Origin of the sequence: Methylobacterium sp. C25, assembly GCF_021352225.1 — a bacterium.
Classification (GTDB): Bacteria; Pseudomonadota; Alphaproteobacteria; order Rhizobiales; family Beijerinckiaceae; genus Methylobacterium.
Genome location: NZ_JAAUVI010000001.1, coordinates 842,216 through 855,586, shown reverse-complemented (window position 1 = coordinate 855,586; position 13,371 = coordinate 842,216). Strand labels below are relative to the sequence as shown.

16 protein-coding genes are annotated in these 13,371 nt (G+C 67.8%); 11 read left to right on the top strand and 5 right to left on the bottom strand.

Features of this window, described 5'->3' with window-relative positions; genetic code table 11:
* Nucleotides 1-112: 112 nt before the first annotated feature.
* On the bottom strand, nucleotides 113-343 hold the full coding sequence (locus HCU64_RS04050; protein WP_233382476.1) for a hypothetical protein: 231 nt from the start codon (nucleotides 341-343) through the stop codon (nucleotides 113-115).
* Nucleotides 344-721: 378 nt separating this feature from the next.
* Here HCU64_RS04050 and HCU64_RS04045 point away from each other — a divergent pair, with 378 nt between their 5' ends.
* The 7 genes from HCU64_RS04045 (at nucleotide 722) to HCU64_RS04015 (ending at nucleotide 8,573) form a co-directional block, all read left to right on the top strand.
* Nucleotides 722-2,047, top strand: coding sequence for an MFS transporter (locus HCU64_RS04045; RefSeq protein WP_233382475.1), 1,326 nt, complete (start codon nucleotides 722-724; stop codon nucleotides 2,045-2,047).
* Nucleotides 2,048-2,059: 12 nt separating this feature from the next.
* Nucleotides 2,060-3,646: a galactarate dehydratase gene (gene garD, locus HCU64_RS04040; protein WP_233382474.1), complete on the top strand. Its 1,587-nt coding sequence runs from the start codon at nucleotides 2,060-2,062 to the stop codon at nucleotides 3,644-3,646.
* Between the two features lie 83 nt (nucleotides 3,647-3,729).
* Nucleotides 3,730-4,611, top strand: a complete 882-nt coding sequence (locus HCU64_RS04035) for a LysR family transcriptional regulator (protein ID WP_233382473.1) — start codon at nucleotides 3,730-3,732, stop codon at nucleotides 4,609-4,611.
* Between the two features lie 125 nt (nucleotides 4,612-4,736).
* Nucleotides 4,737-6,098, top strand: coding sequence for a glucarate dehydratase (gene gudD / locus HCU64_RS04030; RefSeq protein WP_267922183.1), 1,362 nt, complete (start codon nucleotides 4,737-4,739; stop codon nucleotides 6,096-6,098).
* Between the two features lie 202 nt (nucleotides 6,099-6,300).
* Nucleotides 6,301-7,068, top strand: a complete 768-nt coding sequence (locus HCU64_RS04025; RefSeq protein WP_233382472.1) for an HpcH/HpaI aldolase family protein — start codon at nucleotides 6,301-6,303, stop codon at nucleotides 7,066-7,068.
* Nucleotides 7,069-7,091: 23 nt separating this feature from the next.
* A complete protein-coding gene (locus tag HCU64_RS04020; protein ID WP_233382471.1) occupies nucleotides 7,092-7,991 on the top strand; it encodes a 2-hydroxy-3-oxopropionate reductase in 900 nt (299 codons plus the stop codon).
* 108 nt (nucleotides 7,992-8,099) lie between these two features.
* On the top strand, nucleotides 8,100-8,573 hold the full coding sequence (locus HCU64_RS04015) for a hypothetical protein (RefSeq protein ID WP_233382470.1): 474 nt from the start codon (nucleotides 8,100-8,102) through the stop codon (nucleotides 8,571-8,573).
* A 5-nt stretch (nucleotides 8,574-8,578) separates the two neighbouring features.
* Here the strand turns inward: HCU64_RS04015 and hyi are convergent, their stop codons facing one another.
* Nucleotides 8,579-9,370, bottom strand: coding sequence for a hydroxypyruvate isomerase (hyi, locus tag HCU64_RS04010; protein WP_233382469.1), 792 nt, complete (start codon nucleotides 9,368-9,370; stop codon nucleotides 8,579-8,581).
* A gap of 170 nt (nucleotides 9,371-9,540) precedes the next feature.
* Here hyi and HCU64_RS04005 point away from each other — a divergent pair, with 170 nt between their 5' ends.
* Entirely contained in the window at nucleotides 9,541-9,693 is a 153-nt protein-coding gene (locus HCU64_RS04005; protein WP_233382468.1) for a hypothetical protein, read from the top strand.
* 93 nt (nucleotides 9,694-9,786) lie between these two features.
* The gene (locus HCU64_RS04000) at nucleotides 9,787-10,134 is read left to right on the top strand and encodes a PetM family of cytochrome b6f complex subunit 7 (RefSeq protein WP_233382467.1); all 348 of its coding nucleotides are present in this window, start codon (nucleotides 9,787-9,789) and stop codon (nucleotides 10,132-10,134) included.
* Between the two features lie 47 nt (nucleotides 10,135-10,181).
* Here HCU64_RS04000 and HCU64_RS03995 read toward each other — a convergent pair whose 3' ends face one another.
* A complete protein-coding gene (locus HCU64_RS03995; RefSeq protein WP_233382466.1) occupies nucleotides 10,182-10,436 on the bottom strand; it encodes a DUF6894 family protein in 255 nt (84 codons plus the stop codon).
* A gap of 320 nt (nucleotides 10,437-10,756) precedes the next feature.
* Between HCU64_RS03995 and HCU64_RS03990 the strand changes: the two genes are divergently transcribed.
* A complete protein-coding gene (locus HCU64_RS03990) occupies nucleotides 10,757-11,188 on the top strand; it encodes a MarR family winged helix-turn-helix transcriptional regulator (protein WP_325169946.1) in 432 nt (143 codons plus the stop codon).
* Between the two features lie 36 nt (nucleotides 11,189-11,224).
* Here the strand turns inward: HCU64_RS03990 and HCU64_RS03985 are convergent, their stop codons facing one another.
* Together HCU64_RS03985 and HCU64_RS03980 are read right to left on the bottom strand one after the other, a co-directional pair.
* Nucleotides 11,225-11,845 carry a hypothetical protein gene (locus tag HCU64_RS03985; protein WP_233382464.1) on the bottom strand — a complete coding sequence of 207 codons (621 nt, stop codon included), beginning with the start codon at nucleotides 11,843-11,845 and terminating at the stop codon, nucleotides 11,225-11,227.
* 27 nt (nucleotides 11,846-11,872) lie between these two features.
* A complete protein-coding gene (locus HCU64_RS03980) occupies nucleotides 11,873-12,274 on the bottom strand; it encodes a PRC-barrel domain-containing protein (RefSeq protein ID WP_233382463.1) in 402 nt (133 codons plus the stop codon).
* A gap of 114 nt (nucleotides 12,275-12,388) precedes the next feature.
* Here HCU64_RS03980 and mepA point away from each other — a divergent pair, with 114 nt between their 5' ends.
* Nucleotides 12,389-13,318 (top strand): penicillin-insensitive murein endopeptidase, encoded by a 930-nt coding sequence (mepA, locus tag HCU64_RS03975; RefSeq protein ID WP_233382462.1) that lies wholly within the window; start codon nucleotides 12,389-12,391, stop codon nucleotides 13,316-13,318.
* Nucleotides 13,319-13,371: the final 53 nt, after the last annotated feature.

Genomic DNA, 13,371 nt, shown 5'->3' with positions numbered 1-13,371 from the left:
TTACGCCGCCATTTTTGATGCAGGCGCACCCTGCGTCCCGCGATCCGCCCAAAACGAAAGCGCCGCGGGGCCGCCAGCCCGCGGCGCTTTCGCAGTCTCGGTGTCGGAAGGTTTACGCGCCGACGATGGTCTTGAGGTGGCCGATCAGCGAAGCGACGCTGCCGAACTTCTCGGCGAAGTCCGGGTCGAAATAGGCGGCGCGCGCCGCGACGATCACGACGACCATTGCCCAGAACAGGCCGACGCCGGTGCGCAGCGCGATCCGAGAGACGGCACCCGTGCCGCCCTGGTCGGCACCCTGTGCGACCGGCTCTCCGAAGGGATCGAATTGAATGGGACGCATGGCGACCACGGTTGCTCGAAGTGAGATCTTTAAGTCGTCACAGCATAGCCTCGAAGCAATGGAGGCGGTTTTCGAATTTCCGCGCCGGCGGGGAGAGTCCTTCTCCGCGGCAATTCCAGCAGAGAAGAATTCTCTCAAGGCGCCGTAGCACCCGTGATGCGGCCGGGACCCCGGCACGGCCATCTCGGCCCCGGGGTCATATCGACGCCGATCGATGCGCGTCACGCATCAATCAATCCAGTGTTTGACTTGGACTGCGCATCGATCCGGCCCCTAGGGTGTCGGTGCCAAAAGCCGCCTGTCCCGATCGGGGCGAAGAAGCCGGCCAACCTCCGCCACGGTAACAACCGGGCGGCTCGATCACATGGGAGAACGCTCATGGGCGTCGCGCTTGCCGTGTCGCTGGCCAAGCCGAGTCGTGTTCGGCTCGTGATTCTGGCGATGATTTTCATTGCCACGACCGTCAATTATGCCGATCGGGCGACGATCTCGATCGCCGGCTCGGACATGGCGAAGGAGCTCGGCCTCAGCTCCGTCCAGATGGGCTACGTCTTCTCGGCCTTCGCCTGGTCCTACGTTCTCGCCCAGATCCCCGGCGGCTGGCTGCTCGACCGCTACGGCGTCAAATGGGTCTATGCCGCCGCGATCTTCCTGTGGTCGGGCTTCACCCTCCTCCAGGGCACCGTTGGCTTCGTCACCGGCTTCACCGCGGTGCTGCTCTTGTTCGCCCTGCGGTTGCTGGTCGGCCTGACCGAGGCGCCCGTCTTCCCCGCCAATGCGCGCATCACGGCCGCCTGGTTTCCGGCGAGCGAGCGCGGCATGGCCTCTGCGCTCTTCAACTCCGCCCAGTATTTCGCGACGGTTTTGTTCACGCCCCTGATGGCCTGGGTGGTCCACCACTTCGGCTGGCATCACGTCTTCACTCTGATGGGCGCGCTCGGCATCGTTCTCGCGCTCGCCTGGACCAAAGTCGTCTACGGTCCCAAGGAGCATCCGAGCATCAACCAGGCGGAGCGCGACTATCTCGAGGCCGGCGGCGCGTTGATGGAGATGGACGGTCGCAAGGCCGCGACGGCGCCGACCAATACTTGGCACACCCTGCGCCAGCTTCTCGGCAACCGGATGCTGCTCGGCATCTATATTGGCCAGTACTGCATCACGACGCTGACCTACTTCTTCCTGACCTGGTTCCCGGTCTACCTGGTGAAGGAGCGCGGCCTCTCGATCCTGCAGGCCGGTTTCGCTGCCGTCGTCCCGGCTCTCTGCGGCTTCGTCGGAGGTGTCCTTGGCGGTGTGATTTCGGACGCCCTGCTGAAGCGCGGCTATTCGCTGACCGCCGCGCGCAAGATCCCCATCGTCGGCGGCATGCTGCTCTCGATGAGCATCATCGGCTGCAACTACGTCCAGGCGGATGCCGTCGTCGTCGGCCTGATGGCGCTGGCCTTCTTCGGCAAGGGCGTCGGCGCCCTCGGCTGGGCCGTCGTCTCCGATACCTCGCCGCGCCAGAGCGGCGGCCTCTCGGGCGGCCTCTTCAACACCTTCGGCAACACGGCGGGCATCACCACGCCGATCGTCATCGGCTACATCGTCCAGCAGACCGGATCGTTCAACGGCGCTCTCGTCTTCGTCGGGATCAACGCCCTGATTGCCGTGTTCTGCTACCTCGCCGTCGTCGGCGAGATCCGCCGCGTCGAGCTGCACTGAGGGACCGGACCGATGCTCACGGCAACCGACCACGCGCCGCAGCGGACACCGCCCATCGCCTCCGGTGACGAGCCCCGCACCATCAGGCTGCACCCGCACGACAACGTCGCCATCGTGGTCAACGCCTTCGGTCTCCCGGCGGGAACGGTCTTTCCGGACGGGCTCACGCTGGCGGAGTTCGTGCCGCAGGGCCACAAGGTCGCCCTCGAGGACATCCCGGCCGGCGCGCCGGTGCGGCGCTACGGGGAGATCGTCGGCCTCGCGCTCGGTCCGATCGCCCGCGGCACCTGGGTCGAGGAATCCCGCGTCGAGACCCCCGAGGCGCCGGCCCTCGAAGCCCTCGAACGGGCCTCGCGACCACCGGCTCCGCTTCCCGCTTTGGACGGCTACACCTTCGAGGGCTTCCGCAATCCGGATGGCAGCGTCGGCACGAAGAACATCCTGGCGGTGTCCACCAGCGTGCAATGCGTGGCCGGGACGCTCGACGTGGCGATCCAGCGGATCAAGCGCGAGCTGCTGCCGCGCTTTCCGAACGTCGACGACGTGGTCGGGCTGACGCACGCCTATGGCTGCGGGGTCGCCATCAACGCCCCCGAGGCCGTCATTCCGATCCGGACCCTCCAGAGCCTCGCCCGAAACCCGAATTTCGGCGACGAGGTCATGGTGGTGGGGCTCGGCTGCGAGAAGCTCGTCTCCGAGCGCCTGCTCCCCGCCGACGGCAAGGCCGAGACGGCGCAGGACAGCGTCGTGCGCCTGCAGGACGAGCGCCATGTCGGCTTCGGCAGCATGATCGACAGCATCATGGCGATGGCCGAGGCGCGCCTCGCGGTGCTGAACCGCCGCGTGCGCGAGACCTGCCCGGCCTCCGATCTCGTCGTCGGCCTGCAATGCGGCGGCAGCGACGCCTTCTCGGGCGTCACCGCCAACCCGGCCTTGGGCTTTGCCGCCGATCTCCTCGTCCGCAGCGGCGCGACGGTGATGTTCTCCGAGGTCACCGAGGTCCGAGACGCCATCCATCTGCTCACGCCACGCGCCGCGACCCCGGCGGTCGCCGATGCGCTGATCCGCGAGATGGCCTGGTACGACGCCTACCTTGCCAAGGGAGGAGCCGACCGCAGCGCCAACCCCTCGCCGGGCAACAAGAAGGGCGGCCTGAACAACATCGTCGAGAAGGCCCTCGGCTCGGTGGCGAAATCGGGCACGAGCGCGATCGCCGGCGTCCTCGCTCCCGGCGAGCGCGTGCGGGAGAAGGGGCTGATCTTCGCGGCGACGCCCGCCAGCGACTTCGTCTGCGGCACGCTCCAGCTCGCCTCTGGCATGACGCTACAGGTGTTCTCGACCGGGCGCGGCACGCCCTATGGCCTCGCCGAGGCGCCCGTCATCAAAGTCTCGACCCGGACCGAACTCGCCGAGCGCTGGCCCGATCTCATCGATTTCGACGCTGGCGGCATCGCTACGGGCGCGGCGAGCATCGAGGAGACGGGCTGGGACCTCTTCCGCCTGATCCTCGACGTCGCGAGCGGCCGCAAGCGCCCATGGTCGGACCGATGGGGGCTCTACAACGACCTCACGCTGTTCAACCCGGCGCCGATCACCTGAGCGATCGGGCTCGTGCCGGCCGGGTGCTCGTCGCCGTCGCAAAAGAGCCGATGTAGGTAGCCTCCGATGCCAGGGGGCGCCCGATGCTCGATTTCAGCCAGCTCCGTTGCTTCGTCGCCGTCGCCGAGGAGCTGCATTTCGGCCGCGCTGCCGCGCGGCTGAACATGACGCAGCCGCCGCTGTCACGGCAGATCCAGGTGCTGGAGCGGATCCTCGACGCGGCCCTGCTGGAGCGCACCAGCCGCTCCGTGCGGCTCACCGCGGCCGGGCGAAGCTTCCTGCCCGAGGCGCAGCGCATCCTGCGGCTCGCGGAAACTGCGGCCCACGTGACCCGGCAGGTTGCGGCGGGACGCGCCGGCACCCTCCGGCTCGGCTTCACGGCAGCCTCGGCCTACGATTTCCTGCCGCGTCTCGTCATCGGCTTCCGCAATGCCCTGCCGGATGTGACGTTGGCTCTGCGCGAGATGGTTTCCCGCGACCAGCTTGAAGAACTCCTCTCCGGGCGCATCGACGCCGCGCTGATGCGCCCGCCTGTGACGCATCCGGACCTCGAATGCGCCCGCGCGCTGGCGGAGCCCCTCGTCGCGGCACTGCCGGCTGACCATCCTCTGGCGCGCTCCGAGGTCATCACCGTCCGTCACCTGCACGAGATGCCGTTCATCCACTACGCCCCCTACGACGCGCGCTATTTCCACGATCTCGTGCAGGGCCTCCTCGACGAGGCAGGTGTGCGCCCGCGCGTGCTGCAGCAGCTCACGCAGATCCATTCGACTCTCGCCCTGGTGCGCGCCTCGCTCGGCCTTGCCCTGGTGCCGGAAGCCGCCCAGCGGCTGCGCTTCGAGGGCGTCGTCTTCAAGCCGCTGGTGACGATGCGGCCCAAATCTGCCGAGCTGTACGTGGCCTGGCGCCGCGACCGGGACGATCCGCTGATCGAGGCGCTCGTCGGATTGCTCGACCGGCTATGACGATCGATCGATGCGCAATGTGCATCGATCGATCCAGTCTTTGGCTTGGACCCGCATCGGCGGGCATGGTGTGGTCCCTCTCGGATGCCCGCGCATCGCATGCGGGCACCATCCGGGAGAACGCCATGCTCGCCCAATCCGCCGCCGCGCCATCGCGCGGCCTGTCGCGCACGCCCGCCATCGTCGAGATGAAGGTGGTGCCCGTCGCCGGCCGGGATTCGATGCTGCTGAACCTCAGCGGCGCGCATGGACCCTTCTTCACCCGCAACCTCGTCGTGCTCACCGACTCGACCGGCGCCACCGGCCTCGGCGAGGTTCCCGGCGGCGAGGGCATCCGCAAGACTCTGGAGGATGCCCGCGACCTGGTGATCGGCCGGCCGCTCGGCGACTGGCAGGCGGCGCTCAACGCCATGCGGACCCGCTTCGCCGACCGCGATGCGGGCGGACGCGGCCTCCAGACCTTCGATCTGCGCGTGACCATCCACGCGGTCACGGCGGTGGAATCCGCCTTCCTCGACCTGCTGGGCCAGTTCCTCGACGTGCCGGTGGCGGCGCTCCTCGGCGAGGGCCAGCAGCGCGAGGCGGTCGAGATGCTCGGCTACCTCTTCTATGTCGGCGACCGCCGCCGCACCGATCTGCCCTACCGCGAGCCTGAGGCCCGCGACGGCTGGCTGCGGCTACGCGACGAAGAGGCTCTGACGCCGGAGACCGTGGCTCGCCTCGCGGAAGCCGCGCACGAGGCCTACGGCTTCAACGACTTCAAGCTGAAGGGCGGCGTGCTGTCAGGCGAGGACGAGATCGCCGCCGTCACCGCGATCCACGAGCGCTTCCCGCAGGCTCGCGTCACCCTCGATCCGAACGGGGCGTGGTCACTTCAGGAGGCGATCCGCCTCTGCAAGGGCCGGGGCGACGTGCTCGCCTATGCCGAGGACCCCTGCGGCGCAGAGGACGGATTCTCGGGCCGCGAGATCATGGCCGAGTTCCGTCGCGCCACGGGCCTGCCCACGGCCACCAACATGATCGCCACCGACTGGCGGCAGATGAACCACGCCATCCAGCTCGGCTCGGTCGATATCCCGCTGGCCGATCCGCATTTCTGGACCATGGCCGGCTCGGTGCGCGTCGCCCAGCTCTGCCGCGACCACGGCCTCACCTGGGGCTCGCACTCGAACAACCATTTCGACGTGTCGCTCGCCATGTTCACCCACGTCGCGGCGGCGGCGCCCGGCAAGGTCACGGCGATCGACACCCACTGGATCTGGCAGGACGGCCAGCGCCTGACCAAGGAGCCGCTGCCAATCCGCGGCGGTCTCGTCCGGGTGCCGGAGCGGCCGGGCCTCGGCATCGAGATCGATTGGACCGAGGTCGAGGCGGCGCATCGCCTCTACCAGGACCACGGCCTCGGCGCGCGCGACGACGCTGCGGCGATGAACTTCCTGATCCCCGGCTGGACCTTCGACAACAAGCGCCCCTGCCTGGTTCGGTGAACAACCAGTCTCGTCATTCCGGGGCTCGCCAGAGGCGAGAACCCCGAATCCAGAAACGCAGTCGGATCGAGATGACACGCGACGCTTCAGCACTTTCGAAGAGCTTCGGCGGCTCTGGATTCCGGGTTCCGCTCCGCGGCCCCGGAATGACAGTGCGAGGGCTCAAATCACTGCTGCCTGAGATTTGAAGGAGACCCGTGCGATGGACGTCCTGACCAACCGCTTCAAGGCCGCGCTCGCGCAAGGCCGTCAGCAGATCGGCCTGTGGTGCAGCCTGGCGAGCCCGATCTCCACCGAGATCGTCGCCGGCTCCGGCTTCGACTGGCTGCTCCTCGACATGGAGCACTCGGCCAACGACCTGCGCGACATCTACGGCCAGCTCCAGGCCATGGGCGAGGGCACGGCGAGCGCCATGGTGCGCGTCCCGAGCGACGAGCCGATCACCATCAAGCGCATCCTCGACACGGGCGCGCAGTCGCTGATGATCCCGAACATCGACGATGCCGAACAGGCCCACCGCGCCGTCGCCGCGACGCGGTATGCTCCGCGCGGCGTGCGCGGCTTCTCGCAGGCCCCGCGCGCAGCCCGGTTCGGCCGCATTCCGGACTATCATGCCCGCTGCGAGGCCGAGATCTTCATCGCCGTGCAGATCGAATCCCGCCGCGCCCTCGACAACTTGGAGGAGATCGCTGCGGTCGAGGGCGTCGACGGCGTCTTCATCGGCCCCGGCGACCTCTCCACCAGCCTCGGCTTCCTCGGCCAGCAGAACCACGCGGAGGTGGTGGCGGTGATCGAGACGGCGATCGCGCGCATCCACAAAGCGGGCAAGCATGCCGGCATCCTCACCGCCAACGAGGAGCTGGCGCAGCGCTATATCGGCGCCGGCACCACCTTCACGGCCGTCGGCTCGGATATGGGCCTGCTCGCCCGCAGCTCCGAGGCTCTCGCCAAGCGCTTCCGCCACGACTGATCGAAAGCAATTCGGAGACGGACATGAACGTTGGCTTCATCGGCCTCGGCATCATGGGCACCCCCATGGCCGGCCACCTCATCGCGGGCGGCCACAGCCTGTTCCTGAAGACGCGCCGCCAGGTCCCGCAGGCGCTGATCTCCGCCGGAGGCACGGCCTGCGCCTGCGCGGCCGAGGTCGCCGAGCGCGCGGACGTGATCATCCTGATGGTTCCGGACACGCCCGACGTCGAGGCGGTGCTGTTTGGCCCCGACGGTGTCGCGGAGGGGCTGAAGCCCGGCAAGGTCGTCGTCGACATGAGCTCGATCTCGCCGATCGCCACGCGCAACTTCGCCGCCCGCATCGCCGAGAAGGGCTGCGACTATCTCGATGCGCCGGTCTCCGGCGGCGAGGTCGGGGCCAAGAACGCCGCGCTCTCGATCATGGTCGGCGGCAAAGCAGAGGCTTTCGAGCGGGTCAAACCGCTCTTCGACCTCATGGGAAAGCCCGTCACTCACGTCGGCGAGGCCGGCGCGGGCCAGGTCGCCAAAGTGGCCAACCAGATCATCGTCGCCCTGACCATCGAGGCGGTGGCCGAGGGTCTGCTCTTCGCGTCGAAGGCGGGCGCCGATCCGGCCAAGGTCCGCCAGGCCATCACCGGCGGTCTCGCGACCTCGCGCATCCTCGAACTGCACGGCGATCGGATGATCAAGCGGAGCTTCGATCCCGGCTTCCGCATCCGGCTGCATCAGAAGGACCTGAACCTCGCCCTCGAGGGTGCCCGCTCCCTCGGCATGGCGCTTCCGGCGACGGCGCTTGCCCAACAGCTCTTCTCGGCCTGTGTCGCCAATGGCGGGGCCGATGCCGACCATTCCGCCATGGTGCGGGCCCTGGAGCTGATGGGCGGTCACGAGATCGGCGAAACGCCCCCGACCGGGCGCTAGCCGCACGGTCCCCTCCCGGGGCCGTGCGCTCATCCACCGCGCTCTGTAGCCTGTGCAATCGAGCGAATCCTTCATGGCTCGATAAGCGTGGCCGGCTATGCTGGAGGCATGATCCGGTCGGTCCTCAGCCTCGGCGTTCTGCTCACGTTCGTCGGCACGGCTTCGGCCGTGCCCAAGACGGCGGAAGCGCCGACCCTGGCGACCGTCAAGGGCACCTGCGAGCGACTGGTGATCGGCGGCCAGGACGTCACCGGCCAGTGCACGGGCACGCTGCTCAACACGAGCTATGCGACCGGGCGCGTCGGGTTCTACTTCGTCACCAGCGATGGGGCGGCGCTCACCTTCACCGGGCTCGGAAGCAGCCAGGTCAAGCCGGACCCGGACACGGCCGTTCAGCCGGTCGATGGGGTGATCTTCGGCTTCAAGGGGCAATACGACCGCGAGAAGGCCGTGGGGATCTGCCGCTTCACCAACCCCAACGACCGCCCGGGCAGTGTGAACTGCAGCGCCGAAACCCGCGGCGGCAGGTTCTCGGCGGATTTCACCACGGACGGCAAGCCGCCCGAGATCGTGAAGCCCTGACGGGGTCAGGCTTTCGCCTTGGCCCGGTAAGGTGCGAACCAGGCGAGGCCGTCCTGCGTGTGTGCCGCCGGGCGATACTCGGCGCCGATCCATCCATCGTATCCGAGCCGGTCGAGCCGTTCGAACAGGCTGGCGAAGTCGATGACACCCGTGCCGGGCTCATGCCGGCCGGGCGCATCGGCGATCTGGATATGGTCGATGCGCCCGAGATGCTCCGCGATCACGGTGCCCGGATCCTCCCCCATGATCTGCATGTGGTAGACGTCGTACTGCACGAAGATGTTGGTGGAGCCGGTCTCGGCAATCAGGTCGAGGGCCTGCTCGGTTCCGGTCAGAAAGAAGCCCGGCATGTCGCGGGTGTTGATCGCCTCGATCACCAGGCGGATGCCGGCCCGTTCCAACTCCGCGGCCGCGAAGGCGATGTTGTCGACGAAGGTGTCGCGCAACCGAGCGCGGCTCATCCCCTCCGGCGCCAGCCCGGCGAGGCAATTCAGCCTGGGGGAGCCGAGCGTCCTCGCGTAGTCGATCGCCTGGGCGACACCCTCGCGGAACTCCGAGACCCGCTCCGGCAGGATGGCGATACCGCGCTCGCCCGACTCCCAGTCTCCCGGCGGCAGGTTGTGCAGCACGCAGGCAAGTCCATGGCGCGCGAGCCGATCGGCGATGGCCTCCTTCGGCGTGCCGTAGGGAAACTGGATCTCCACTGCTTCGAACCCGGCCTGGGCAGCCCGCTCGAAGCGGTCGAGAAAACCGTATTCGGTGAACAGCAGGCTGAGATTGGCGGAGAAGCGCGGCATCGATCCTGGAACCTGCGGCGGGCCTTGTCGCTTCACTCCTCCGCGCCCGGCCGCCACGAGGAGTGGACGCCGACGAAGGGCGTCTTTCTCCGCGAATTGGCGCGACGCGCGTCAGGGCGAGATCGCCATGTTCTGATGAGACCGTTACCCGCAGAGGGCAAGGCGGCGGCATGACCGCGACGATCCTTCCCATCCTCCTCATGATCGGGCTCGGCATCGCGGCCGGAGCCTCTGTTCTGCTCGCGCGGCTCGTCAGGCGCAGGCTGCGCACGGAAAAGCCGGCCGACCAAGACGAGGACGCACGAGACCTGCGCACCTGGTAGGCGCCCTCGGTGCCTGCCTTGCGCCGCTTCCGATGGCCCCGTATTCAACTCATCGACCGGCTCTGCCCAGGCGGAGCGGCGAGGCCCGTTTCGATGATCCGTTCCATCGCCAGTTTTCTCGGCCTGCCTTTTCTCAGCCGTGCACTCGGGTTGCTGCTCCTGGCCGCCGGGTTCGTCCAGATCGTGTATGACGGCGCCCGCTCCATCGCGAACAACACCCTGCGCATCACGACGGTGAGCGAGTTGCTGTTCGCGTTGTTCAAGGACAAGGCGAGTGCGCTTCAGAGCTCGATCGAAGGCGTCGCTCCCTGGCTCTGGCATGTGCTCGTCTTGCCGCTGACTCTGGCACCTGCCGCTGCCGTGGTCCTGCTGGCCGGTGCAGCGCTGCTCTGGCTCGGCCAGCCGGGCCGCGAGCCGATCGGCTTCGTGATGCGGACCTGAGCCGGACCGCGGTCACACGGTACGAAGTGAGTTGGTCGAGGCACGCGTCAGACGACGCGATCGGCCACTTCCGACCAATGCACATTGAAGGCGAGCCGCACTTCGGCCTTCGCCTTTCGGCCCTGGTCCCGAACCGTCACGACGATGGCTCCGCCATCCTCCGGCCGCGTCGTCGGATCCTTCATGAAATCGCTGGCGATGACGGCTGCATGACGAATGGCCGCTCCGTCGTTCAGACAATCGCGCCCGTCGTGATCGACCATCTCGCGCCCGTCGTGAGCATCGAAAAAGTATCGCGGCATGAGCCTGTCGCCTCCCAACAGGTGCGACTATCTTTCCGTGTAATCACGACGTTGTCTAGGCCGATTAAGCTGTGAAATCGCAAGATATTGCTTCGGATCGACTGCCGACCGAACTATCGACCGCATTCAAAATTACGAGCATGAGCAAAAATCACGGCTCGTGAGATTTTCTCACAGTCGAAACACCTAATCGTTTCGATCCCTGCGAAGGCGCCGCGCCGATGCGCGGGAAAGCTCACGCAACCTCGCATCGAGGCCCGCGGTGGCTTCGGACATGGCGACCATGCTACGCCGTCTGATCCAAACACGCAGGGGCGGCCGTGCCGCATCAATCCTATCTACCCCCGCCCTGCCATTGCACGGCCATTCGCCAGGCTGCCCGGCAGGTCACGCAGATCTACGATCGCCATCTCGCGCCCGCGGGCCTGCGCGCATCGCAATTCTCCCTGCTTCGAGCCGTCCGACGACACGAACCGGTCGGGATGCAGAGCCTTGCCGAAATCTGTGTCATGGATCGCACCACGATGAGCCGGGCGCTCCGTCCATTGGAGCGTGACGGGCTCGTCAATGTGAGTCCGGGCTCCGACGCGCGCACGCGTCTCGTCCAGTTGACGCCGACAGGGCTCTCGCTGCTGGAGCACATGGCGCCGGCCTGGGAGCAGGCGCAGGCGGAGTTCGAGCGCCGCTTCGGCGTGGACGAAACGACCGGATTCCGTGCGATGCTCTCCCGGGCCGTCGTGCAGATGGCCTGACCGGGCGAGACCCGGAAGGCCCTCGAACGGGGCTGATCATTGGCCGGTCGTTCGTTGCGCGTCTTCGCGAGCTTGCCTGAGGATCGGCGCCTCAGGATCGATGCCGAACTGCACGCACCAGCGCGAGAGGCGTTCCGACCCCTCGGCCCCATGCCCGGTCGCCCAGAGCAGGAGGCCCCAGGCGAGATCGGTCTGGACGTAGTTCGCAAGACTGAACCGGTGGTTCGCTAGTGCGGCGCGGCGCCTGAAAAGGGCGAGCAGATCCTCGACCGCGACGACGGACGAGAGATCGGCGGACGCGGCACGGCGCACGCCGCCCATCCGAGCTTCGACGCGCCGTAGGCTGTCGTCCCGACTGAGCAGGCAAAGCGCAGCTTTGCTCGTCGCGGCATCGAGCGGGTCGATCGTCAGATCGAAGAACGCCGTGCCGGCCGTGCGCTTCCAGGCGAGTCTGCCGTTGTTATGCAGGCGCGGGACGAAATCCACGGAGAAGCCCCATCGGGCCGAATATTGATTGCCCTTCAGCGCCTGGAACTCGAAGAGCGGGCGGATGCCGTCGCTGGGATCGCCGACCCAGCGCCGCTCCGCGACGCGCTTCAGCCCGGCCGGCGCCGCTTGTTCGAGGACCCTAAGGACGTCGTCCGAAAGGCGGCTCATCGGCCCTGACGCCGGGTCGGGCCTCTCTCAGATCCCCCAATAGGGGGCCGCGTTGTAGTAGCGGTGGACATGCTCCTCCCACTCGCGCTCGTCCTGCGGATCTCCGCCTTCGGGCGAGCGCGCGGGCGCGTTGCGGAGCTGCTCCTCGGTGATGTCGACGGAATAGGCGTCCATGCTTGTGTCGTAGGTCAGCACGGCCCAGGGCAGCGTGTAATAGTCCTCGCCAAGGCCGAGAAAGCCGCCGAAGCTCATCACCACATAGGCGACGCGTCCGGAAGCCTTGTCGAGCATCAACCGCTCGATGCGGCCGACCTTGCTGCCGTCCGGCCGCCGCACTTCCGCACCAACGACGCGGTCGCTTGCAATGAGAGTGCGTGGTGGCCGATCGCCCGTGGCGGCGACCGAGGGGGCGTGGGTTTCCGTGTCCATGGCGCGCGGCTCGCAACCTTGTTACATCTCGCCTCGAAAACGCCTGGGCGACCGGGCACGTTCCGGTGCGGTGAGCCCGTCGGCTTGCCTCATGGTCGAGGGATCCCCCAGCCGATGCCGCTGACTGCCCGTCTGCCCGCCGCTCTCGCCCTCACACTGGCGATTCTCGCAGGACCGGCTCAGGCGCAGGACAAGGGAACGCTCGATCCGAAACCGCTGCCGCCGCTCGCCAACCCCAACGACCCGTCGACGCCGGCCAAGGCGCTGTTCGGCCGCGTCACCGTGCCGTCGAGCGGCGCCAGCCACATCTACGGCTCCTATGCCAAGGGCTGTTTCGCGGGGGGCGAGGGCCTGCCCTTCGATGGTCCGACCTGGCAGGTGATGCGCCCGTCGCGCAATCGGCGCTGGGGCACGCCCTACCTGATCAACTTCCTCGAGCGTCTCGCCAACACGGCACCGCAGGTCGGCTGGCCGGGGCTCCTCGTCGGCGACATGGCGCAGCCGCGCGGTGGTCCGATGCTCACCGGCCACGCCTCGCACCAGATCGGCATCGATGCCGATGTCTGGCTGACGCCGATGCCGGGCCGCACTCTGACCCGCGCCGAGCGCGAGCAGATCTCGGCCACCGACATGGTGCGCGGCGATCGCCTCGACATCGATCCCGATGTCTGGACCTCGGCGCATCTCTCACTGATCCGCCTCACGGCCAAGCAGCCTGAGGTGGCGCGCATCTTCGTCAACGCGGCGATCAAGAAAGCGCTCTGCCGGAGCGCTGGCGGCGACCGAGGCTGGCTCACCAAGGTGCGCCCGATGTACGGGCACAACTACCACTACCATATTCGCCTCGCCTGCCCGCGCGGCTCGCAAACGTGCGAGGACCAGGCCCCGCCTCCGGGCGGCGATGGCTGCGGCTCGGAGCTGGACTATTGGTTCAGCAACGCAGTGCTGCATCCGCCCAAGCCCAAGCATCCGCCGCGGCCGAAGCCCCCGATGACCATGGCCGCCTTGCCGGCCGCCTGTCAGGCGGTTCTGCACGCGCGATAGTCGGCCGGGCTGCGGCTCTCGCGCCAGCGGCCCCGTTCGTGCACCATCGGGCG

What these genes read in the sequence shown, in the direction of transcription:
- garD (WP_233382474.1), top strand. Translation starts at nt 2,060, where the DNA reads ATGCTCACGGCAACCGACCACGCGCCGCAGCGGACACCGCCCATCGCC.
- HCU64_RS04005 (WP_233382468.1), top strand. Translation starts at nt 9,541, where the DNA reads ATGACCGCGACGATCCTTCCCATCCTCCTCATGATCGGGCTCGGCATC.
- mepA (WP_233382462.1), top strand. Translation starts at nt 12,389, where the DNA reads ATGCCGCTGACTGCCCGTCTGCCCGCCGCTCTCGCCCTCACACTGGCG.
- gudD (WP_267922183.1), top strand. Translation starts at nt 4,737, where the DNA reads ATGCTCGCCCAATCCGCCGCCGCGCCATCGCGCGGCCTGTCGCGCACG.
- HCU64_RS04035 (WP_233382473.1), top strand. Translation starts at nt 3,730, where the DNA reads ATGCTCGATTTCAGCCAGCTCCGTTGCTTCGTCGCCGTCGCCGAGGAG.
- HCU64_RS04000 (WP_233382467.1), top strand. Translation starts at nt 9,787, where the DNA reads ATGATCCGTTCCATCGCCAGTTTTCTCGGCCTGCCTTTTCTCAGCCGT.
- HCU64_RS04050 (WP_233382476.1), bottom strand. Translation starts at nt 343, where the DNA reads ATGCGTCCCATTCAATTCGATCCCTTCGGAGAGCCGGTCGCACAGGGT.
- HCU64_RS04025 (WP_233382472.1), top strand. Translation starts at nt 6,301, where the DNA reads ATGGACGTCCTGACCAACCGCTTCAAGGCCGCGCTCGCGCAAGGCCGT.
- HCU64_RS04015 (WP_233382470.1), top strand. Translation starts at nt 8,100, where the DNA reads ATGATCCGGTCGGTCCTCAGCCTCGGCGTTCTGCTCACGTTCGTCGGC.
- HCU64_RS04045 (WP_233382475.1), top strand. Translation starts at nt 722, where the DNA reads ATGGGCGTCGCGCTTGCCGTGTCGCTGGCCAAGCCGAGTCGTGTTCGG.
- HCU64_RS03980 (WP_233382463.1), bottom strand. Translation starts at nt 12,274, where the DNA reads ATGGACACGGAAACCCACGCCCCCTCGGTCGCCGCCACGGGCGATCGG.
- HCU64_RS03995 (WP_233382466.1), bottom strand. Translation starts at nt 10,436, where the DNA reads ATGCCGCGATACTTTTTCGATGCTCACGACGGGCGCGAGATGGTCGAT.
- hyi (WP_233382469.1), bottom strand. Translation starts at nt 9,370, where the DNA reads ATGCCGCGCTTCTCCGCCAATCTCAGCCTGCTGTTCACCGAATACGGT.
- HCU64_RS03985 (WP_233382464.1), bottom strand. Translation starts at nt 11,845, where the DNA reads ATGAGCCGCCTTTCGGACGACGTCCTTAGGGTCCTCGAACAAGCGGCG.
- HCU64_RS04020 (WP_233382471.1), top strand. Translation starts at nt 7,092, where the DNA reads ATGAACGTTGGCTTCATCGGCCTCGGCATCATGGGCACCCCCATGGCC.